Origin of the sequence: Albimonas marina (assembly GCF_029223255.1) — a bacterium.
Lineage (GTDB): Bacteria > Pseudomonadota > Alphaproteobacteria > Rhodobacterales > Rhodobacteraceae > Albimonas.
This window is the reverse complement of record NZ_JARHUC010000012.1, coordinates 45,182-65,280: the sequence shown is the minus strand read 5'-3', so window position 1 is coordinate 65,280 and position 20,099 is coordinate 45,182. Positions and strand designations below refer to the sequence as shown.

Genomic DNA, 20,099 nt, shown 5'->3' with positions numbered 1-20,099 from the left:
CGACCCCGGATCATGCTCGCCTACATCGCCCGTCGGCTGATCGCCATTCCGTTCCTGCTGCTGGGCGTGGCGAGCGTCTCGTTCCTGCTGTCGCAGATGACCAAGGGCGACCCGCTGGCCGCCCTGGTGCCCGAGCGGATGATGGACAACCCCGAGATCGTCGAGGCGGTGAAGGCCCAGTGGGGCCTCGATCAGCCGCTGCCGGTCCGCTACGGGATCTACATCTCCAACCTGCTGCAGGGGGACCTGGGCACCTCCTTCGCCACCCGCCGCCCCGTGGCCGTCGACATCGCCGAGCGGCTGCCCGCCACGCTGGAGCTGGTCTTCGCCGCGATGATCATCGGCACGGTCATGGGCGTGGGACTGGGTTTGCTGTCGGCGCGGTTCCGCGGCTCGGTCTTCGACGGGCTGGCGCGGATTTTCGCGCTGATCGGCTCGTCGCTGCCGATCTTCTGGTCCGGCCTGATCCTGCTCTACCTGCTGTCGGTTCGCGTGGCGCTGGTGCCTGGAACGGGCCGCCTGCCGCCGCGGGTCGAGCCGCCGCCGGACGTCACCGGCTTCTACACCGTCGACGCGCTGCTGGCGGGGGATCTCGACCTCTTCGCGCAGGCGCTGGCCCATCTGGCGCTGCCGGCGCTGGTGCTGGGCTGGGCGGTGTCGGGCGTGATCACGCGGCTGGTGCGGTCGTCCCTGATCGAGGGGCTGAGCCAGGACTATGCGCGCACCGCCCGGGCCAAGGGCGCGCCGGAGCGGGTGGTGCTGATCAACCACGCCCTGCGCAACGCGCTGATCCCGCTGCTGACCATCCTGGGCTTCACCTTCGCCTACCTGATCACCGGCGCCGTGCTGACCGAGGCGATCTTCGCCTGGCCGGGCATCGGCAGCTATGCCGTGCGCGGCGCCGCCTCCCTCGACTATCCCGCCATCGGAGGGGTGACCATCGTGGGCTCCATCGCCTTCCTTCTCGCCAACCTCATGACCGACATCGCCTACGCCTGGGCCAACCCGCGCATCAAGGTGGGCGGATGACCGCCGCGCCCGACGCCGCCGTCCTTCCGGCCCCGCGCCGCCGCCCGCTGGCGGACCTGGCGCACGCCTGGCGCCGCCTGCCGCCGACCGCCAAGGTCGGCGCCGCGATCCTGCTGTTCTGGGTCGTGGTGGTGCTGACCATCCAGTTCTGGCCGCTGGCCGATCCGCTGAAGATGGTCGGGCGGCGCCTGCAGGAGCCCTCGGCCGAGTTCTGGCTGGGCACCGACGCGCTGGGCCGGGACGTCTTCGCCCGCACCCTGCACGGCGCGGTCTGGTCGATCCCCATCGCCTTCGTGGTGGTCGCCTGCGCGGTCGCCATCGGCTCGGCGCTGGGCGCGGTGGCGGGGTTCTTCGGCGGCTGGTGGGATTCGATCATCATGCGGCTGGTGGACGTCACCGTCTCCTTCCCCCCGATCCTGCTGGCCATGGCCGTCGCCGCGATGCTGGGGCCGGGCCTGCTGAACGCCTCGATCGCCATGATCATCGTCTGGTGGCCGATCTACGCCCGCCTGATGCGCGCCCAGGTGCTGGAAGTGCGCGAGCGCGAGCATGTCGAGGCCGCGGTCGCCGGCGGCGCCCCGGCGGGCCGGATCCTCGTGGTGCACGTGCTGCCGCTGTGCTGGACGCCGACGCTGATCAACGCGACCATGGACTTCGGCCAGGTGGTGCTGCTGGCCGCCTCGCTGTCCTTCATCGGGCTGGGCGCGACGCCGCCGTCGCCGGAATGGGGCTCGATGATCTCCGAAGGGGCGACGCGCTTCTATTCGTGGTGGATCGCCTTCGGCCCCGGCATGGCGATCCTGTCGGTGGTGCTGGCGAGCTCCTTCCTCGGCGACGGCCTGCGCGACCTGTTCGACCGGAGGTCCGCATGAGCGCGCCCCTGCTCGAAATCACCGACCTGCGCGTGAGCTTCCGCAACGAGCTGGGCGAGGAGGCCGAGGCTCTTCGCGGCGTCGACCTGACGCTGGAGCCGGGCAAGGTTCTGGGCGTGGTGGGCGAGAGCGGCTCGGGCAAGTCGGTCGCGATGATGGCCTTCCTGCAGCTGCTGCCGCCCACGGCCCGCATCTCCGGCTCGGCCCGGTTCAAGGGCGAGCAGCTGGTCGGCATGTCGCCCTCGAAGATCCGCCGGATCCGCGGCAAGGCGGTGGGCTGCATCTTCCAGGATCCGCTGTCGGCCTTCAATCCGGTGATCACGCTGGGCGACCAGATCGTCGAGGCGATCCGCCTGCACGACCGCTCGATCTCCTACCGCGCCGCGCTGAAGGAGGCCGAGCGCCTGTTCGAGCTGGTCGCCATCCCCCAGCCCGCCCGCCGCGTGCGCCAGCATCCGCACGAGTTCTCGGGCGGCATGCGCCAGCGGGCGATGATCGCGATGGCGCTGGCGAACTCGCCCGACCTGCTGATCGCGGACGAGCCGACCACCGCGCTCGACGTCACCGTGCAGGCCCAGATCCTCGACCTGCTGGGGGACCTGAGGAAGGAGCTCGGCATCGGCCTGATCCTGATCACCCACGACCTCGGCGTGGTGGCCGGCATGGCCGACGACATCGCGGTGATGTACGGCGGCCGCGTGGTCGAGACGGGCCCCACCGATCCGATCTTCTACGAGACCGCGCACCCCTACACCGCCGGCCTGATCGACGCGGTGCCGACGCTCGACGCCGACGGGCCGCTGCGCCAGATCGAGGGCACGCCCCCCTCGATCTTCTCCCGTCCCCCCGGCTGCAGCTTCCATCCGCGCTGCGGCCGCGCGCAGGCCATCTGCATGACCGAGGATCCGCCCCTGCGCCGCCTCGGCGCCGGCCGCTGCGCCTGCCATTTCCCGGTGCGCACCCCGCAGGAGGCGCCGGCATGACCGCGATGGACCCGCACCCCGTCACGCCCGCGGCGACCGCCGAGCCGGTGCTCAGGGTCCGCGGCCTCGCCAAGGAATTCCCGATCTCGGGCGGGCTGCTCGGGCGCCATGTGGCCACCGTCCGCGCCGTCTCGGGCGTCGATCTCGACGTCCATGCGGGGGAGACCTTCGGCCTGGTGGGCGAGTCCGGCTGCGGCAAGTCCACGCTCGGCCGCTGCATCCTGCGCCTGATCGAGCCGACGCGGGGCGAGGTGCGCCTGGCGGGCGAGGACGTCGCCGCCGCCGATCCCGCCCGCCTGCGCGCCCTGCGCAAGGAGATGCAGATCGTCTTCCAGGACCCGATGGCGAGCCTGCATCCCCGCATGACCGTCGCGCAGATCCTGGCCGAGGGCCTGCGGCTGGCCGAGTTGCCGCCCGACCGGCTTCGCGCCCGGATCGCCGAGCTGATCGACCTCGTCCGCCTGCCCGCGGACACGGCCGCGCGCTATCCTCACCAGCTTTCGGGCGGCCAGCGCCAGCGCATCGGCATCGCCCGCGCGCTGTCGCTGAACCCGAAGCTGATCGTGCTGGACGAGCCCGTCTCGGCCCTCGACGTCTCGATCCAGGCGGGGGTGCTGAACCTGCTGCAGGAGCTGCAGCAGGAGCTGGGCTGCGCCTACCTGTTCATCGCCCACGACCTGGGCGTGGTGCGCCACATCTCGCACCGGGTGGCGGTGATGTACCTGGGCCGGATCGTCGAGACGGCGCCGGTCGCGGACCTCTTCGCCCGGCCGCAGCATCCCTACACCCAGGCCCTGATGTCCGCCATCCCGCGCCCCGATCCGCGGGCCGAGCGGGCGCGGCGGCGGATCGTGCTGAAGGGGGACCTGCCCTCGCCGCTCGACCCGCCGCAGGGCTGCCACTTCCACACCCGCTGCCCGCGGGCGAGCGAGCTGTGCCGGCGCGAGGCGCCCGCCCTGGCCCCCGCCCCCGACGGCGCCGGCCGCGTCGCCTGTCACCACCCCGGCCCGGCCTGACCCATCCGGAGGCGGGCCGCCAGAGCCCGCCCCGCCCCCGCAGGGAGGACCCGACATGACCCCAGCCGCGCCCGCGGTGGGCTTCGTCTCCGACGACCTGACCGGCGGCCTGCTGGTCGCCTGCTACTTCGAGGAGGCCGGCCTCGCCTGCCCGGTGATCCTCGGCGCCGAGGCCGCCGCGGCCGAGCCGCCCCGCGCCCCCCTCGCCGTCGTCGCCACCCGCGCCCGCCTCGCCCCCGTGCCGGAGGCGCTGGACGAGACCGGGCACCGCCACCTTTACGTGACAATGCCCGCGGCGGGCGTGTCCTTCGTCTCGGTGACCCAGGCGTTCAACACCACCAGCTCGATGGGGCGGCAGACGCTTAGCGTGCTGCTGTCCTTCGCGCAGTTCGAACGGGAGGTCACGGCGGAGCGGATCCGGGACAAGATCGCCGCCTCGAAGCGCAAGGGCATGTGGGTGGGTGGGTTGCCGCCGCTGGGCTACGACTTGAAGGACCGGGCGCTGGCGGTCAACGAGGCCGAAGCCGAGACTGTCAGGATGATCTTCCGCCGGTACCTCGATCTCGGTTGCGTCCGGGCGCTGAAGGCCGATCTGAATGCGACCGGCGTGGTGAGCAAGCGGCGCGCGAAGGGATCGGGCGGCAAGCCGATCTCCCGTGGGGCGCTCTACGAACTCCTGCGCAACCCGGTCTATGTCGGCGAGACGCGACACAAGGGCGAGCGCCATCCGGGGATGTACGAGGCGATCCTGGATCGCGAGACATGGGACGCGGTTCAGCCGGCGCTCTGCGACAACGGCGGCGGCAAGCGATCCGGCGCGCCTCGCTCATAGGCGCGGCCGCTCGACGGGCTGCTGTTCGATGCGCTGGGGCGCGCGATGAAGCCGACGCATGCATCCCGCTCGGTGAAGGCAGGGCAGGGCGTCGTGCGCAAGCGCTACTGGTACTACGTCTCGCGGCCGGATGGCGACGCGCCGGCGATGCGGATGCCGGCCGTGGCGCTGGAGGACTTCGTCTTGCGCACCCTCAAGGTCCATCTCGGCGACGCGGATCGTCTTGCCGCGGATCTGCATCAGGCTGGCGTGCCGCCGGCGGCGATCATAGACGCGCTGAATCGTGCCGCCGTCCTCGCCTCCGACGCGGATGACCGCATTGCGCCGCTGCTCGATCTGGTCGAGCGGATCGAGCTGGGCCGGGAGACTCTGGCGATCATGATCCGGCCCGCCGCCCTCGCCGGGGATCCAGATCGCGATGGGCCAGGCGAATCGATTCGCATCGAGGCGCCCCTCCGCACTCGCCAGGCTGGCCGGGCGAAGCCCATCGTGATCGGGCTCGATCGCCGGGAGCGGACGCCGGATGTGGAGCTGATCGCGATGGTCGCCGATGCGCGACGGTGGGCGGGCGAGTTGCTCTCGGGCGCGACCGCATCGGTCGGGGAGATCGAACGGCGGGAAGGCGGGCGGAAGGGATCGGTCAGCCGCATCCTCCCGCTGGCCTTCCTGGCGCCGGACATCGCCGAGGCGATCCTTGCGGGTGATCAGCCGAACATATTGACCGTCGGCCAACTGCGCCGGCTTCCCGAGTTGCCGTTGGATTGGACCGAGCAGCGCCGCGTCCTCGGCTTCGAGCCTCGCCGGATCTGACTTGCCGCGCGGCACGCCCCTCGCCTCAAGACCTCACCTGAAACTCGGCCGCAGAGCAGACGCCCCTTCGCGGGGCGTTTCCGCTCCGATTCCGGTGCTCTCGCGAGGTTCTGTCGCGCCTGCGGGAGGCTAACCTACGGAAATGCCTAATACTTCCGAAGCGGCGCTGGATCGGTGGTTTTGAGAGGGGCTGCGTGGTGGTGGACGCAGTCCCGCGCGAACCCTGCTCCGGGCCAAGAACAGGGAATCTACAGGGAAATCCACGCTGCTTCGGGCGCTGCGAGCGGAATCCGTCGCAGAAACCTGCCCATTCGCAAGGGCTTGCAGGCGATTTCCCTGTTCCCCGGAACAAGGAAATGAATCCGGGCGAGCAGAGAATTTGCAGGGACGGAACAGGGAAATCATTCGTCGGAACAGGGAGTTCCTGGCGAAGGGCCTCAACGAGGGAACCGTGGCGCGCTCAGTGGTCGATGCACCTCGTCTTCCTCATCGTCACCGGCGTCCGGAAGCTTGGTCCAGAGCAAGGTGGTCGCGCGCCCGCTCGCCGAAACGCTGGTCTGCTCGAACAGCTCGACGTCCGGCTCCGAGAGCCAGGCCGCCGGCGTCGCCTCCCGCATCTCCGTCGGTCCGCTGCGTCCGCCCGCCAGGATGCGCCCCGCTTGCGTGAGGGAGCCGGGCCGGTCGCCGCGCTTGAGTTTGATCCACGGAAATCGAGACCCCCGCGAGAGCCCGGTCACGGCGCCCTTGGAGGAGAAGATCGCCGCCAACGGCTCATCATGACGTTCGACGTAGCAGATCGGCGCCGCCTGGCGGCTGATCTCCAATGCTTGCGCCATCTCTCGCGCGGGCTTTGACATATGAAGTCGGCGGCGCCCGCGAGCAACAGGGGGCCCGACCTCAGGCGGCGGCGATCTCGCGCCAGGTTGCGAGGGCCTCCGCCCGGAGCCTCTTCATGGTTCGGCAGGAAATCAGGTGACGCTGGATGCTGAAATGGTTGCAGGCGGCGGCGTGGGTCGAGAGGAAGCGCTGGGCCGAGCCCGGCGAGCGGACTCCTCGCCTCTGGCGCTCCCTCTTGCGCGTCGGCTGGTGCGAGACCTCGGCCCGTTGTTCGACCGGCCGCCGGTCATGTGGCGGTCCGCCAGGCCGAGATCCCCGAAGGCCGCGCCGTAGGAGTACAGACGGTCTGTGACGATCGCGTCGGGCACGAAGCCCTGCCGCTTTAGAAGTTTGCGCAGCAATCTCAGCGCCGCCTTCCGGTCACGTCGCGGTTGAACGATCACCTCAAGCACCTCTCCCTCGTCGTCGAAAGCGCGCCGGAGATAGTGGATCCGGCCCTGGATTCGGATGAAGACCTCGTCCAGATGCCAGCGGCTGCTGGGCCGCGTGCGCCGCGCCCGGATCCGCTGCGCATAGGCGGCGCCGAACTTGAGCGTCCAACGGCGGACGGTCTCGTAGGAGCCGTCGATGCCGCGCTCGGCCAGCAGATCCTCGACATCGCGATAGCTCAGGGCGAAGCGGAGGCAGAGCCGGACCGCGTGCTGGATGATGACCGGCGGGAAGCGATGGCGGGCGTAGGAGACGGAGTGCATGCCCAGACCTAACGTGCCGCGCTTCGGGGCGGCAGCCGGTTTACGTGTCAAAGCCCGGGAGCGAGTTTGGTGCAGCGAGTCCGTCTCGATGTCAGCCGGTCGCGCGCTCGCGGCCGAGGGCCGCGGCACGGAGCCGTTCCACGCCCGAGACTTGTCATCATGCATATGATATTGAAGGTGACGGTAAGTTTTCGCTTACATTTCGGCGGCGGCGATCGCGAAAGGAGCACCATGGAAGACGAGGCTGCAAGCGGCGATGGCCAGGAACCGGCGGGTCAGTCCTTCCGGATCGGCTTCCTCGTCCATGACGTCTCCCGGGTGCGGCGGACGCTGTTCGACCTGAAGATGAAGCCCTACGGGATCACCCGCTCGCAATGGTGGGTGCTTGCGCAGCTGTCGCGCTATCTGAGCCGAAACGGGGAAGAGGGGATGCTGCAGACCGAGCTCGCCAAGAGGCTCGACGTGGGCAAGGTGGCGGTCGGCGGGCTGATCGACCGGCTTGAGGCGAGCGGATTCGTCGAACGACGTCCCGACGCGAAGGACCGACGTGCCAAGCGGGTCGTCGTCACCGACAAGGGTCGCGACGTGCTCGCCACCATGGCCGAGGTCGGGCACGAGCTGAACGGCATGATCTTCGAGGGCGTGCCGGTCGAGCGCATGCGCATCGCCGAGGAGGTGCTGGCGCAGATGAAGGACAACATCCTGCGCAGCTTCGAAGTCGAGAGCGAGGGCGGGGTCCGTGGCGGCGGATCGGAGCCGCTGGACTGATCGGCCGGTCCTTACGGACGGCCGCGGACGCCGATTTTGTGTTGCGGCATATGATAAGCAAGCATACCAAGTTCCTCAAGGCGACCGCAGGGTCGCGTCATCCTGGGAGGACTTGGCGATGGGCATCTGCGACGGCCGCGTGGCGATCGTGACGGGAGCGGGCCGCGGCCTGGGGCGGGCGCATGCGCTGGCCCTGGCGGCGCAGGGCGCGAGGGTGATCATCAACGATCTGGGATCGGCGGCGACGGGCGAGGGCGCCGACGCCAGCCCGGCCGCCCAGGTGGTGGCCGAGATCGAGGCGATGGGCGGCCAGGCGGTCGCGGACGCCTCGGACGCGGCGTCGTGGGACGGGGCGAAGGCGATGGTGGACCTGGCGCTCGAGCGGTTCGGGCGGCTCGACGTCGTGGTCAACAACGCCGGCATCCTGCGCGACCGGATGCTGATCAACATGACCGAGGACGAATGGGACTCGGTCACCCGAGTGCACCTGAAGTCGACCTTCGCAGTGACCCATCACGCGGCCAACCATTGGCGGCTGATGTCCAAGAAGGGCGAGCAGCCGGACGCGCGGGTGATCAACACCACCTCGCATTCCGGCCTGTTCTGCAACATCGGGCAGGCGAACTACGCCGCCGCCAAGGCCGGCATCGCCAGCTTCTCGATCGTGGCCGCGCGGGAGCTCTCGCGCTATGGCGTCACCGTCAACGCCATCGCCCCGCGCGCCACGACCCGGATGACCGAGGGCCTGCGCGAGTGGACGCCCGAACAGCTCGAGAAGCGCAAGCCCGAATGGGTCTCCGCGCTCGTCGCATGGCTCGCGAGCCCCGAGGCGGCCCCGGTCAGCGGCCGGGTGTTCGAGGCTTGGGGCTACGGCATCACCATCGCCGAAAGCTGGCAGCACGGCGCCACGGCCGAAGCCTCGCTCGACCCCGCGGCCCTGGGTCCGGGCATCCTCGCGGCCCATGCGGCGTCGCGGAAGAACGCCGGCATCGACCACGGGGTCGAGCTCGATCCCTGACGCCGCCGCCCCGCCCGGCGGCGCCGGGCGGGGTCAGCTTCCGCCTTCGGGATACAGATCGCGCACCGGCTCGAAGATCGGCTTGCGGATCGAGCGGTTCAGCCGGTCGCCCCCGTCCACCACCAGCACATGCCCCGTGACGTAGGCGGCGAAGGGGGAGCAGAGCCAGGTCGCGGCCCAGCCCAGCTCCCGCAGGCGCCCGGTCCGCAAGGCGGGGATGCGGATGCGCTCGGCCTCGTAGCCCTCGGGGCGGTTGCGGCGCATGTCGGGGCTGTGATCCGCGTGCGGGAAGAGGCCGGGCGCGAGGGCGTTCACGCGGATCCCGTCGGGCGCCCATTCCACGGCGAGGGTCTCGGTCAGGCTGCGCACACCGGACTTGGCGGCGGCGGAATGGGCGTGGCCCGGCGCGCCCCCGTCGATGTAGGTGGCGAGGATGTTGAGGATCGCGCCCGGCGCCCCCCTCGCCCTCGCGCGCGCATGGAAGGCGCGGCTGCACAGGAAGGTTCCGTCGAGCACGATGCCGGTGACCGCGCGCCAGCCGTTGGGGCTCAGGCGCTCCGCCGGAACCGGGAAGTTGCCGGCGGCGTTGTTGATCAGCGCGTCCACCGGGCCCAGGGCCGCTTCGACGGCGTCGAAGGCGGCCTCGACCTGCGCCGGCTCGCGCACGTCCAGCGGGACGCCCAGCGCCCGCCCGCCCACGTCCTCGATCGCCGCGACCCCCGCGGCGCGGTGCGCCTCGCCACGGCTGGCCACAGCCACGGAGGCGCCCAGGCGCGCGAACTCGATGGCCATCGCCAGGCCGAGCCCCGTTCCCCCGCCGGTGACGAGCACCGTTCGGCCGGAGAAGCAGCCCGCAGGCAACATCGCCGCCCCCTCCGGCGGCGGTTCGGGCAGTCCGTTCATGATGGTCTCCTGGTCGACGGTTGGCGACGGGGGCGGCCGCCCCCGTCGCGGAGTTCAGGCGGCGTCGGACGCAGCCTCCGTCTTGAGTTGGTCGCGCAGGACCCGGCGCAGGAGCTTGCCCGTCTCGGATCGGGGCAGCTCCGCCACCACCCTGATCAGCCAGGGCTGCTTGGTCCTGCCGAGCCGGCCGCGGCAGAACTCGCGGGCCGCCTCTATCAGGGCCTCGGGGGCTGGGGCGCCGGGAGCCGGAACCAGGAAGGCCACGGGACGCTCGCCGAAATCCTCGTGGGGGATGGCGCAGACCGCGCATTCGGCGACCTCGGGCATCTCCTCGAGCGCCTGCTCCAGCTCCTGCGGGTAGATGTTCACGCCGCCGGAGATGATCATGTCGTCCTGCCGGTCGGCCAGGTGCAGCCAGCCGCCCGGCTCGACCCAGCCGATCTCGCCCAGAGTCTGCCAGCCCTGGGGGCTGCGGCGGCCGGCGGTCTTCTCGGGGTCGCCGAAATACTCGAACAGGGAGCTGTCGGAGAAATAGACCCGCCCCTGCTCGCCTTCCGGCAGTTCCTGCCAGTCGTCGCCGAGAATCCGGATCCGCCCCTTCAGCGCCCGCCCGACCGAGCCGGGATGGGCCAGCCATTCCTCGGTGTCCAGCGCCGTCAGCCCGACGCTTTCGGAGCCTGCATAGTACTCGTGGATGATCGGCCCCCACCAGTCGATCATCCGGCGTTTCAGGTCCGGCGGGCAGGGCGCCGCGGCGTGCCAGGCGACCCTGTGCGCCGGAGCCTTGAACCGCGCCAGCCGCTCCTCGGGCAGGGCCAGCATGCGGCGGAACATGGTCGGGACCCACTGGCTCATGGTGACGCCGCGCGTCTCCAGTAGGTCGAGCGCCCGCTCGGCGTCGAAGCGCGGCATGATCAGCGCCGTGCCTCCCGACGCGGTGATCGAGAGCGACCAGCGCAGAGGCGCCGCGTGATAGAGGGGCGCCGGCGAAAGGTAGCGCGTGTCGGACGAGAAGTCGAAGATCTCGATCAGGTCGCGGGCGAAGGCGGGCGGTCCTTCGGCGAAGGCTGCGGGGTCGGGAAGCGGGCGCCAGATGCCCTTGGGCGCGCCGGTGGTGCCGGAGGAATACATCATCAGCATTCCAGGCGTTTCGTCCGGACGCGGCGAGTCGGGCTGGGCGGCGAGCGCGTCCGCAAGATCCTCGCACCCTTCCACCCCGCCCAGCGTCAGGAACCGTGTGGCCGGCAGGCCGGCGGCGGCGAGGGTCAGCGCCTCGGCGTAGCGGGCCTCGCCCAGCACCAGCTTCGCCTGGCAGTTGGCGATGACATAGGCGACCTCGCGGGACGAGAAGGTGGTCGCGACGGGCGTGTAATACAGGCCCGAGCGATAGGCGCCCCAGACCGCCGCGATCACATGGGGACCGTTCGGCAGCACCCCCGCCACGTGGTCGCCCCGCTTCAGCCCGGCCGCGCGGAACAGATTCGCGAAGCGGTTCGCCAGCGCCTCGAGCGCCGCATAGCTCAACGCCGGCTGATCGTCGAATTCCAGCGCCGGACGGTCCGGCTCGCGCTCCGCCCAATCCCGCAGTCCGTATCGCATGATCGGTTCCTCCCATGTTCGCCATTGTCACTTGGCGCTCGTTTTATGGTATGACCGTTGGGGTCCCTTGCCGAGCGCAATCTTCGCGGGCCTCGGCGCGGCCACGACTCTGTGCTTGCAAAAAGTAATCTAGCACACAATACTCAGCTTAACGATATGCGGCGCTTGAACCGACGCCGCGACGGGGAGGATCGATGAGGATGCAGGCGTTCGCGCCCTTCGAAGCCATGCGCGCCCGGTCGGCCGCGCCGTCCGACGGCGGCGGCGAGCGGGCGGCGCGCGGGCCTTCGGCGCTTCCAGGCCTGGCCCCCGGATCTCATGCGCGGAATGCGGCGGCCGATGTCCGGCCGATCCCGCTGCCGCGGAATTCAAGCGAAGGAGGCGCGCAGGCATGGCGCTGCTGAAAGACAAAGTCGTGATCGTGACGGGCGCGGGCCGCGGCGTGGGCCGCTGCATCGCGCTCGAGGCCGCCAGGCAGGGCGCGGCGGTGGTGGTCAACGACCTGGGCGGCGACGAGACCGGCGAGGGCGGCGAGATCGGCCCCGCCCGCGCGGTCGCCGAGGAGATCGTGGCCGCCGGCGGCCACGCGGTGCCCGACGGCGGCTCGATCTCGTCCTGGGACGATGCGCAGGCGATGGTCGCCAAGGCGCTGGACGCCTTCGGGCGGTTGGACGGCGTGGTCAACAACGCCGGAATCCTGCGCGACCGCATCTTCCACAAGATGACGCCGGAGGACTTCGAGTCGGTCGTGGACGTGCACCTGAAGGGCTACTTCTACGTCTCGCGCGCCGCCGCGGACGTGTTCCGCAAGCAGATGTCCGGCGCCTTCGTCCACATGACCTCCACTTCCGGCCTGATCGGCAACTTCGGCCAGGCGAACTACGCCGCCGCGAAGCTGGGGGTGGTGGGGCTTTCGAAGTCCATCGCGCTGGACATGGAGCGGTTCAACGTCCGCTCGAACTGCATCGCGCCCTTCGCCTGGACCCGGCTCGTGGGCACGATCCCCGACAAGACGCCCGAGGAGAAGGCGCGGGTCGAGGGGCTCAAGAAGCTCAGGCCCGAGCTGATCGCGGCCTTCCCGGTGGCGCTGCTCTCGGACGCCGCCGCGTCGATGAACGGGCAGGTGTTCGGGACCCGCGCCAATGAGGTGTTCCTGTTCTCGCAGCCGCGCCCGATCCGTTCTGTCCATGCCTCGGAAGGCTGGACGCCGCAGAGCGTGATCGACCGGGCGATCCCTGCGCTGGAGGCCTCGGCCTACCCGCTCGCCCGCTCGGGCGACGTCTTCACCTGGGATCCGGTCTGACCGGATCCCGCCCGGAATTCAGCGGCCGCGAAGAGCCGCGTCATGCGCCCCATGGGCGCTTCCAACCCAGGGAGGAGGCCACATGCGCCTTGCACTCGGAACCGTACTTGCCACCGCCGCGCTGGCGGTCGGGCTCGCTCTGCCCGCCGCAGCCCAGACCGTGCTGCGCTATGCCGACTACGGCGGCAACCGCGGCATCCGCGCGGACTACGTCACCGCCTACCTCGACGAGATCGAGACCCGCTCGGAAGGCCGCATCAAGATCGAGCGGCACTGGGCTCAGGCCCTGCTGCCGGCGACCAAGATGCTGGAGGGCCTGCGCAACGGCGTGGCCGACATCGCCACCGTGACCGCCGGCTATTCTCCGCGCGACCAGCTCTTCGCCTACGGGGTCGGCGACCTGCCGGTGCGCAACCCCAACGAGGTCGCCGGCGCCGCCGCGCTCTACGAGCTGACCACCACCCACCCCGCGCTCCAGGAGGAGATGGACCGGCTGGGCATCGTCTACCTGATGAACTACTCGGTGGGCCCGATCCAGATGGTGTGCAAGGGCGGGGCGTTGACATCCGTCGAGGATTTCTCGGGCAAGAAGGTCCGCGCCACCTCGGACTACGGCGAGATCTACGGCGAATTCGGTGCGACGGCGGTGGTGATCTCGCTGCCCAAGGCCTACCAGGCGCTGGACACCGGCATGATCGACTGCAGCCAGGCCTATGGCTACATCGTCGAGAGCTACAAGCTCTACGAGGTCGCCGACAGCTTCACGGCCATCAACGGCGCGACCATCCAGTCGAACGGCATGTTCATGAACCGCCGGTCGTTCGACGGCCTCGATCCCAAGGATCAGGAGATGATCATCGAACTGGGCGCCGAGTACAACCGGAAGACCGCCGAGGCGATGCGCGCGCGCAACCAGGAGGTCATTGCCCAGCTGCCCGAGGGCTTCGAGGGCAAGAAGATGCCCGTGCACATGTTCTCCGAGGCGGATCTCGCCAAGCTCGACGAGGCCAGCAAGCCGATCATCGAGGCCTGGATCGCCGATGCGCAGAAGATGGGCCTGGACGGCGCCGTGCTGGTGAAGACCTACACCGACCTGCTGGCCAAGCACCTGGCCGAACAGGGCAGCTGAGGCGCCGCTCTCCCGGCCGGGCGTGCGCGCCCGGCCCCCTCGGCCGCCGCGGCCCTCGCCGCGACGGTCTCAGCCGCCCCTTTCTGTTCGGGAGCCGTCATGTCCGGTTTTCTGACTGCCGCCGACGCGGCGTTGACCTGGATCGAGCGGGTGCTGCTCGGCCTCTCGATGGCCGCGTTGGCCGCCATCGCCGCCCTTGTATGCTGGGAGATCGCGGCGCGAAGCCTGCCCGCAATCGCCATCCCCGACGGCGTGATCATGGTGCAGATGCTGATGGTCGCCGCCATCGCCTGCGCGCTGGGCCACGCCACCGCGACGGGCGCCCATATCGCCGTCGACATCCTGTTCAACCTGATGGGGCCCGGCACGCGCCGCGTCTGCGAGGTGCTCGCCCTGATCGCGGCGCTGGTCTTCATGATCCCGACATGCCTGTGGATCGCGGCCGAGACGGCCGAGCACATCGGCTCCGGCCGCACGCTCTACGGCCTGCTGCGCCTGCCGGAGTGGCCGCCCTACGCGGCGCTGTCGCTGGGCCTGATCAGCATGACGCTGCGGCTCGTGCACCTGCTGGCGCGCGATCTGGTCGAGGGCGCGCCGCCCTCGGACGACCCTCACGCCTCGGAGCCTTCCTGACATGGACCCGGCAGTTCTCGGCGCGCTCGGCATGGGCGCTGCGCTGATCCTCATCATCCTGCGCACCCCCATCGCCTTCGCGCTCGGAGTCGTGGCGCTGGTCTCGATCTTCGTCTACTTCGCCTTTCCGCAGAGCGGGGCCCCCGCGCTCGACCGGGCGCTGGTCCCGACCCTGACGCTTGCGGCGTCCACCATCTTCGAGCTGTTCTATTCCTACGATCTCTCGGCGATCCCGATGTTCGTGGCGCTGGGGCATGTCTGCTACCGGTCGGGCATCACCTCCGACATCTATTTCGCCGCGAGAGCCTGGCTGACGCGGGTTCCCGGCGGGCTCGCCATGGCCTCGATCCTAGGGTGCGGGGGGTTCGCGGCGATCTCGGGCTCCTCGATCGCCTGCGCGGCCACCATGGGGCGCGTGGCGGTGTCGGAGATGAACCGCTTCGGCTACTCGGACCGGTTGTCGACGGGCTGCGTGGCGGCCGGCGGCACCCTGGGGGCGCTGATCCCGCCCTCGATCCTGTTCATCCTCTACGGGATCTTCGCCGAGCAGTCGATCTCCCGCCTGTTCATGGCCGGGGTGGTGCCGGGGCTGCTGTCGATGGTCGGCTACTGGGTCGTGGTCGGCATCTGGACGAGCCTGCGCCCCCAGGATGCGCCCTCCTCCGATCAGCGCTACTCGCTGGCCGAGCGCCTGCGCGCGCTGATCGCCGCCTGGCCGGCGCTGCTGATCTTCGCGATCATCATCGGCGGCATCTACGGCGGGATCTTCACCGCCACGGAAGCGGCGGCGGTCAGCTTCGTCGCCGCCTGCGCGATCGCGGTCGTCACCGGCCGGATCAAGCTCGATGGCCTGCGCGAGGCGCTGAAGGAGACGGCGGTGCAGACCGCCGCGATCTTCCTTATCGCCGCCGCGGCCAAGACCTTCGTCAGCTTCGTCTCGCTGACCGGCGTGGCGAACGCGATGGTGACGGTCGTGCAGGCGTCCGAGCCGGGCATCGTCCTGCTGTTCGTGGGGATCGTGGCGATCTACATCCTGCTGGGGATGTTCCTCGATCCGCTGGGCATCCTGCTGCTGACGCTGCCGTTCACCCTGCCGCTGGTCGAGAGCCACGGCATGGACCTGATCTGGTTCGGCGTGATCGTGGTGAAGCTGCTGGAGATGGGTCTGGTGACGCCGCCGGTCGGACTGAACGTGTTCGTGATCCATTCGGTGACCGATCCGAAGGTCCCCGTGGGGCGGATCTTCGCGGGCGTCACGCCGTTCTTCGTCATGGACCTGGTGGTGCTGACGCTGCTGCTGGTGTTCCCGGTCCTGTCGCTGTTCCTCGCCTACGCGGTCTGACCGACGTCGCAAGCAGAAAATCCCCCCGGCGCGCCGGCGCCCGGGGGGGCGCGCGTCCCGGGCGCGCCTCAGGCGAAGCGGGGAGGGCGCTTCTCCAGGAAGGCGGCGACGCCTTCGGCGAAGTCGGGGTCGACCACGCCCTCGACGATCGCCTCGCCTTCGGCGGAGAGATGCGCGGCGTAGTCCTGTCCCGGCGCCGCGTTCGCCAGCCGCTTGATGCGCGACAGCGACCCCTGCGGCGCGGCGGCGAAGTCGGCGGCGGCCCGCGCCGCCGCCGCGTCCAGCTCCTCGGCCGGGACCAGGAGGTCGATCAGGCCGAGCCGCTGCGCCTCGGCTGCCTCGACCACGGCTGCGGTCAGCATCAGCCGTCGCGCCTGGCGTGCGCCCACCGCGCGGGCCAGCAGCCAGGAGACGCCTCCGTCGGGCGACAGCGCCAGTCGCCGATAGGCGAAGATCAAGCGCGCCGTTTCGTCGGCCACCACGAGATCGGCCGCGAGAGGGAACATCAGGCCGGCTCCCGCGACGGCCCCCCTGTGGCGCACCACGACCGGACGGTCGAAGGCGGCCAGCGCCAGCGCCAGCATCTTCGCCACGCCCATGCGCCCGCGGAACTCCGCCTGCCGCTCGGCGTCGGTCGACTCGGCCAGGCTGCGCGCAAAGCTCGCGACGTCGCCCCCGGCCGACAGGTGGTCGCCCGCCCCGCGCACCATCAGGCAGCGCACCCCCGGGTCGGCCTGCGCCTCTTCCAACAAGTCGCGCAGGGCCGCCGGCATCCCGGGCACGAACGGGTTGCGCGCCTCCGGCCGGTTCAGGGTCAGGGTCAGCACGCCGGCGTCGAGCGCGGTCGCGAAGCCCGGCCCCTCCCGCCCGAGCCCGCTCATGACGCGATCCGGGCGCGCCCCCGGTCCAGAACCACCACGTCGCGCTCCTTCGCCCGGCAGCGGAAGCGGATCTCGTCGTCGGCGCCGCGGAAGATCTCGGTGACGATGGTCTCGCCGGGGAACACCGGGCTCGAGAAGCGCACGAACATCGAGGTCAGCGCCTCCGGCCGGCCCGGCGCACAGGCCTGCAGGAGCGAGCGGGTCGCGAGCCCCAGCGTGCACAGGCCATGCAGGATCGGCGCGTCGAACCCGCCCCCCTCCGCCGCCTTCGGATCGGCGTGGATGGGGTTGTAGTCGCCCGAAAGTCGATAGATCAGCGCCTGCTGCGGCAGGGTCGGCAGCTCCACCACCTCGTCCGGCGTGGCGTCGGGCAGCGCGCCCGGGGGCTGGACGGGATCCCCGAAGCCCCCGCAGCCGCCGTCGCCGCGCATCACGATGACCGAGCGGACGGTGGCCAGCAGCGTCCCGTCCTGGTCGAAGAGCCGCTTGAGCTGGTGCAGCCGTGCGCCCTTGCCCTCGCCCCGGTCCTCGACGGCCTGGATCTCGTATTCGCCCCGCACGCGCCCTTCGGGCGGGATCGGGGCGCGGATCTCGTATTCCTGCTCGCCATGCAGGATCTTCATCCAGGAGATCCCGAACTTCGGATCCTTCGCCCAGAAGCCCGGATGGGCCAGCACGTTGCAGATCGAGGGGACGGCCTTCAGGTCCTCCTCGTAGACGAACGCGAGCTGGGCGGGGTCCAGCGGGTCCGACCCGTAGCCGATGCCCAGGGCGTAGAGCATCGTGTCCTTCGCCGTGTAGGCATGCTCGATCGGGTCGAAGCGGTGCGCGCGCACGGTTTCGAGATCCATCTCGTCCTCCCGTTCTTTGTTCTGGATGGCAGGGGGCGCGGGGAGAGGCCCTGCCTCCCCCCGCTCCCGGATCAGGCGTTCCGCTTGGCCATGTCGCGCCAGATGATCTGCTTCATCACCTCCATGGCGCCGCCGGCGATCTTGACGATGCGCGCGTCGATGTAGGCCCGGGCGATGGGGTATTCCTGCATGTAGCCGTAGCCGCCGAAGAACTGCAGGCACTGGTCGACCACCTTGCAGTGCAGGTCGGAGGCGACCAGCTTGGCCTTCGCCGCCTCGACCGCGGTCAGCTCGCCCTTCATGTGGCGGGCGATGCACCAGTCGACGAAGACCCGCTGCGCCGTGGTCTCGGCCTCCAGCTGGGCGAGCGTGAACTGGGTGTTCTGGAAATCCGCGATGGTTCCGTCGAAGGCCTCGCGCCCGCGCACGTAGTCGAAGGTCCAGCGGATCGCGGCCTCGGCCACGGCGACCGAGCGGATGGCCTGGGTCAGCCGCTCCTGCGCGAGCTTGGTCATCAGCATCGAGAAGCCCTGGCCCTCCTCGCCCAGCCGGTTGGCGAGGGGGACGCGGACGCCGGAATAGAACAGCTCGGAGGTGTCCTGCGCCTTCAGGCCGATCTTCTTGAGGTTGCGCCCCCGCTCGAACCCGGCCGAGGCCGTGGGCACGGCGATCAGGCTCATGCCGCGGGCGCCCGCCTCGGGGTCGGTCTTGGCGGCGGTGACCACCACGTCGGCGGTCTGGCCGTTGGAGATGTAGACCTTCTGCCCGTCGAGGACGTAGCAATCGCCGTCCCGCCGCGCGCGCAGCTTCACGTTCTTGACGTCCGAGCCGGCGCCGGGCTCGGTCATCGCGATGGCGCCGATGGCCTCGCCCGTAACCATCTTCGGCAGCCATTCCCGCTTCAGCTCCTCCGTCCCCCAGGCGAGGATGTAGGGGGCGCACATCTCGGAATGGACCATGAAGCCGGGGCCGGTCATGCCGGCGTAGCTCAGCTCCTCGATCACCACGACGTCGTAGAGCCAGTCGGCGCCCGGCCCGCCGTATTTCTCGGGCAGGGAACAGCACAGCAGCCCCGCCGCGCCCGCCTTGCGCCAGACCTCTGGGGGGACGACCTGCGCGTCCTCCCAGTCGGCGTGATGGGGGGCGAGCTCCGTCGCGACGAAGCGGCGGACGGTGTCGCGGAACTGGTCGTGCTCGGACGAGAACAGGGTGCGGGGCGTGGGGGTCATGGCGCTTCCTCGTGGCGTCTGTCATGGGCCGCGCCGCGCCGGAGGCGGCGCGGCGCGGCAGGGTCCGGGGCGGCGTGAGGGGCCCGCCCCGGGGTGCGGTCCCGCGATCAGGAATGCAGGCCCAGGATCGAGATCGCGGCGATGCCCAGATAGGGCACGCCGCCGAGATTGTGCGACAGGCCCAGCGAGGCGTTCGGGATCTGCCGCGCCCCGGCCCGGCCCAGAAGCTGGGTGTAGTTCTCGTAGGCCATGCGCAGGCCCGAGGCGCCGATCGGATGGCCGAAGCATTTCAAGCCCCCGTCCACCTGGCAGGGCACGCCGCCGCCCTCGCGGTCGTAGAAGCCGTCGAGCACGTCGCGCACCGCCTCGCCCTCGCCGGAGACGAACAGGTCCTCCATCGTCACCAGCTCGGTGATCGAGAAGCAGTCGTGCACCTCCATCAGCGAGAGCTGCCGGCGGGGATCTTCGATCCCGGCCTCCGCATAGGCGCGCTTCGCGGCGTTGCGGGTGTTGCGCACGTGGCTGCCGTCCCAGGCGTCGGTCGTGGATTCGACGCCTGAGCTGATCGAGAGCTGGATCGCCTTGATGGTCACGAAGTCGCCGTGGCCCATTGCCCGCGCGATCTCGGGCGTGGTCACGATGGCCGCCGCGGCCCCGTCCGAGACGCCGCAGCAGTCGTACAGGCCCAGCGGCTCCGCGATCATCGGCGCGTTCAGGATGGCGTCCATCGACACCTCCTTGCGCAGGTGCGCCTTGGGCGAGAGCACGCCGTTCTGGTGGCTCTTCCACGAGACATGGGCGATGGCCCGTTTCAGGTCCTGCTTCGAGACCTGGTGCTTGGTGCGATACCCCGCCGCCAGCTGGGCGAAGCCCGCGGGAGCCGAGCCCAGCGGCAGCCACAGGTCGTTGAAGGCGCCCTTGAACGGGGTGGGAAGGCCGCCGTAGCCGGTGTCCTTCAGCTTCTCCGCCCCGACCGCCAGCGCGATGTCGACCGCGCCCGAGGCGACGGCGTAGGCCGCCCCGCGAAGCGCCTCCGTGCCGGTGGCGCACATGTTCTCGACCCGGCTGACCGGGATGCCGTCCAGCCGCAGCGCCGTCGATGCGGGGATCGCGGAATTTCCGACGTTCACCCCGTCCACGCCCGAGCCGAACCAGGCGGCCCCGATCTGCGACCGTTCGATCCCCGCGTCGGCCAGCGCCTCGTCGAAGGCTTCGGCCAGCAGATCCTCCTCGCTCGCGTCCCAGCGTTCGCCGAAGCGCGAGCAGCCCATGCCGATGATGGCGACCTTGTCCTTGATGCCGGTGGCCATGG

The 20,099-nt window shown here is 70.4% G+C and carries 19 protein-coding genes and 1 pseudogene; 12 read left to right on the top strand and 8 right to left on the bottom strand.

Annotated elements, in window-relative coordinates; translation table 11 throughout:
• The first annotated feature begins 12 nt into the window (after positions 1-12).
• The 6 genes from P2H44_RS24475 to P2H44_RS24450 are packed head-to-tail and all read left to right on the top strand — an operon-like array spanning position 13 to position 5,542.
• Positions 13-1,029 (top strand): ABC transporter permease, encoded by a 1,017-nt coding sequence (locus P2H44_RS24475; protein ID WP_275768002.1) that lies wholly within the window; start codon positions 13-15, stop codon positions 1,027-1,029.
• Positions 1,026-1,901, top strand: coding sequence for an ABC transporter permease (locus tag P2H44_RS24470; RefSeq protein WP_275768000.1), 876 nt, complete (start codon positions 1,026-1,028; stop codon positions 1,899-1,901). The genes P2H44_RS24475 and P2H44_RS24470 overlap by 4 nt, the downstream gene beginning before the upstream one ends.
• On the top strand, positions 1,898-2,884 hold the full coding sequence (locus P2H44_RS24465; protein ID WP_275767998.1) for an ABC transporter ATP-binding protein: 987 nt from the start codon (positions 1,898-1,900) through the stop codon (positions 2,882-2,884). Before P2H44_RS24470 ends, P2H44_RS24465 begins: the two co-directional genes overlap by 4 nt.
• Complete coding sequence (locus P2H44_RS24460) at positions 2,881-3,900, top strand: ABC transporter ATP-binding protein (protein ID WP_275767996.1); 1,020 nt, start codon at positions 2,881-2,883, stop codon at positions 3,898-3,900. Before P2H44_RS24465 ends, P2H44_RS24460 begins: the two co-directional genes overlap by 4 nt.
• 55 nt (positions 3,901-3,955) lie before the next feature.
• The gene (locus P2H44_RS24455) at positions 3,956-4,732 is read left to right on the top strand and encodes a recombinase family protein (RefSeq protein ID WP_275767994.1); all 777 of its coding nucleotides are present in this window, start codon (positions 3,956-3,958) and stop codon (positions 4,730-4,732) included.
• Between the two features lie 45 nt (positions 4,733-4,777).
• A complete protein-coding gene (locus P2H44_RS24450) occupies positions 4,778-5,542 on the top strand; it encodes a hypothetical protein (protein ID WP_275767993.1) in 765 nt (254 codons plus the stop codon).
• Positions 5,543-5,979: 437 nt separating this feature from the next.
• Here P2H44_RS24450 and P2H44_RS24445 read toward each other — a convergent pair whose 3' ends face one another.
• Both P2H44_RS24445 and P2H44_RS24440 read right to left on the bottom strand, forming a co-directional pair.
• Complete coding sequence (locus P2H44_RS24445) at positions 5,980-6,366, bottom strand: hypothetical protein (protein WP_275767991.1); 387 nt, start codon at positions 6,364-6,366, stop codon at positions 5,980-5,982.
• Positions 6,367-6,439: 73 nt separating this feature from the next.
• Positions 6,440-7,131 (bottom strand): annotated as a pseudogene (locus P2H44_RS24440) (IS6 family transposase).
• 318 nt (positions 7,132-7,449) lie between these two features.
• Between P2H44_RS24440 and P2H44_RS24435 the strand changes: the two are divergent.
• Both P2H44_RS24435 and P2H44_RS24430 read left to right on the top strand, forming a co-directional pair.
• Positions 7,450-7,899: a MarR family winged helix-turn-helix transcriptional regulator gene (locus P2H44_RS24435; RefSeq protein WP_275767990.1), complete on the top strand. Its 450-nt coding sequence runs from the start codon at positions 7,450-7,452 to the stop codon at positions 7,897-7,899.
• A 118-nt stretch (positions 7,900-8,017) separates the two neighbouring features.
• Entirely contained in the window at positions 8,018-8,917 is a 900-nt protein-coding gene (locus tag P2H44_RS24430) for an SDR family NAD(P)-dependent oxidoreductase (RefSeq protein ID WP_275767988.1), read from the top strand.
• Positions 8,918-8,950: 33 nt separating this feature from the next.
• Here P2H44_RS24430 and P2H44_RS24425 read toward each other — a convergent pair whose 3' ends face one another.
• Positions 8,951-9,820 (bottom strand): SDR family oxidoreductase, encoded by an 870-nt coding sequence (locus P2H44_RS24425; protein WP_275767986.1) that lies wholly within the window; start codon positions 9,818-9,820, stop codon positions 8,951-8,953.
• A 54-nt stretch (positions 9,821-9,874) separates the two neighbouring features.
• Positions 9,875-11,419, bottom strand: coding sequence for an AMP-binding protein (locus P2H44_RS24420; protein WP_275767984.1), 1,545 nt, complete (start codon positions 11,417-11,419; stop codon positions 9,875-9,877).
• Between the two features lie 391 nt (positions 11,420-11,810).
• Here P2H44_RS24420 and P2H44_RS24415 point away from each other — a divergent pair, with 391 nt between their 5' ends.
• From P2H44_RS24415 to P2H44_RS24400, 4 genes are all read left to right on the top strand, one after another.
• The gene (locus tag P2H44_RS24415) at positions 11,811-12,722 is read left to right on the top strand and encodes an SDR family NAD(P)-dependent oxidoreductase (RefSeq protein ID WP_275767982.1); all 912 of its coding nucleotides are present in this window, start codon (positions 11,811-11,813) and stop codon (positions 12,720-12,722) included.
• Between the two features lie 82 nt (positions 12,723-12,804).
• The gene (locus tag P2H44_RS24410; RefSeq protein ID WP_275767980.1) at positions 12,805-13,851 is read left to right on the top strand and encodes a C4-dicarboxylate TRAP transporter substrate-binding protein; all 1,047 of its coding nucleotides are present in this window, start codon (positions 12,805-12,807) and stop codon (positions 13,849-13,851) included.
• A 99-nt stretch (positions 13,852-13,950) separates the two neighbouring features.
• On the top strand, positions 13,951-14,484 hold the full coding sequence (locus tag P2H44_RS24405) for a TRAP transporter small permease (RefSeq protein ID WP_275767978.1): 534 nt from the start codon (positions 13,951-13,953) through the stop codon (positions 14,482-14,484).
• Position 14,485: 1 nt separating this feature from the next.
• Positions 14,486-15,826, top strand: coding sequence for a TRAP transporter large permease (locus P2H44_RS24400; protein WP_275767976.1), 1,341 nt, complete (start codon positions 14,486-14,488; stop codon positions 15,824-15,826).
• Between the two features lie 68 nt (positions 15,827-15,894).
• Here the strand turns inward: P2H44_RS24400 and P2H44_RS24395 are convergent, their stop codons facing one another.
• The 4 genes from P2H44_RS24395 to P2H44_RS24380 form a co-directional block, all read right to left on the bottom strand.
• Positions 15,895-16,707: an enoyl-CoA hydratase/isomerase family protein gene (locus P2H44_RS24395; protein WP_275767974.1), complete on the bottom strand. Its 813-nt coding sequence runs from the start codon at positions 16,705-16,707 to the stop codon at positions 15,895-15,897.
• Positions 16,704-17,558 carry a MaoC/PaaZ C-terminal domain-containing protein gene (locus tag P2H44_RS24390; protein WP_275767972.1) on the bottom strand — a complete coding sequence of 285 codons (855 nt, stop codon included), beginning with the start codon at positions 17,556-17,558 and terminating at the stop codon, positions 16,704-16,706. The genes P2H44_RS24395 and P2H44_RS24390 overlap by 4 nt, the downstream gene beginning before the upstream one ends.
• A gap of 71 nt (positions 17,559-17,629) precedes the next feature.
• Positions 17,630-18,787, bottom strand: a complete 1,158-nt coding sequence (locus tag P2H44_RS24385; RefSeq protein WP_275767971.1) for an acyl-CoA dehydrogenase family protein — start codon at positions 18,785-18,787, stop codon at positions 17,630-17,632.
• Positions 18,788-18,894: 107 nt separating this feature from the next.
• Complete coding sequence (locus tag P2H44_RS24380) at positions 18,895-20,097, bottom strand: acetyl-CoA acetyltransferase (protein ID WP_275767969.1); 1,203 nt, start codon at positions 20,095-20,097, stop codon at positions 18,895-18,897.
• Between the last annotated feature and the right edge of the window lie 2 nt (positions 20,098-20,099).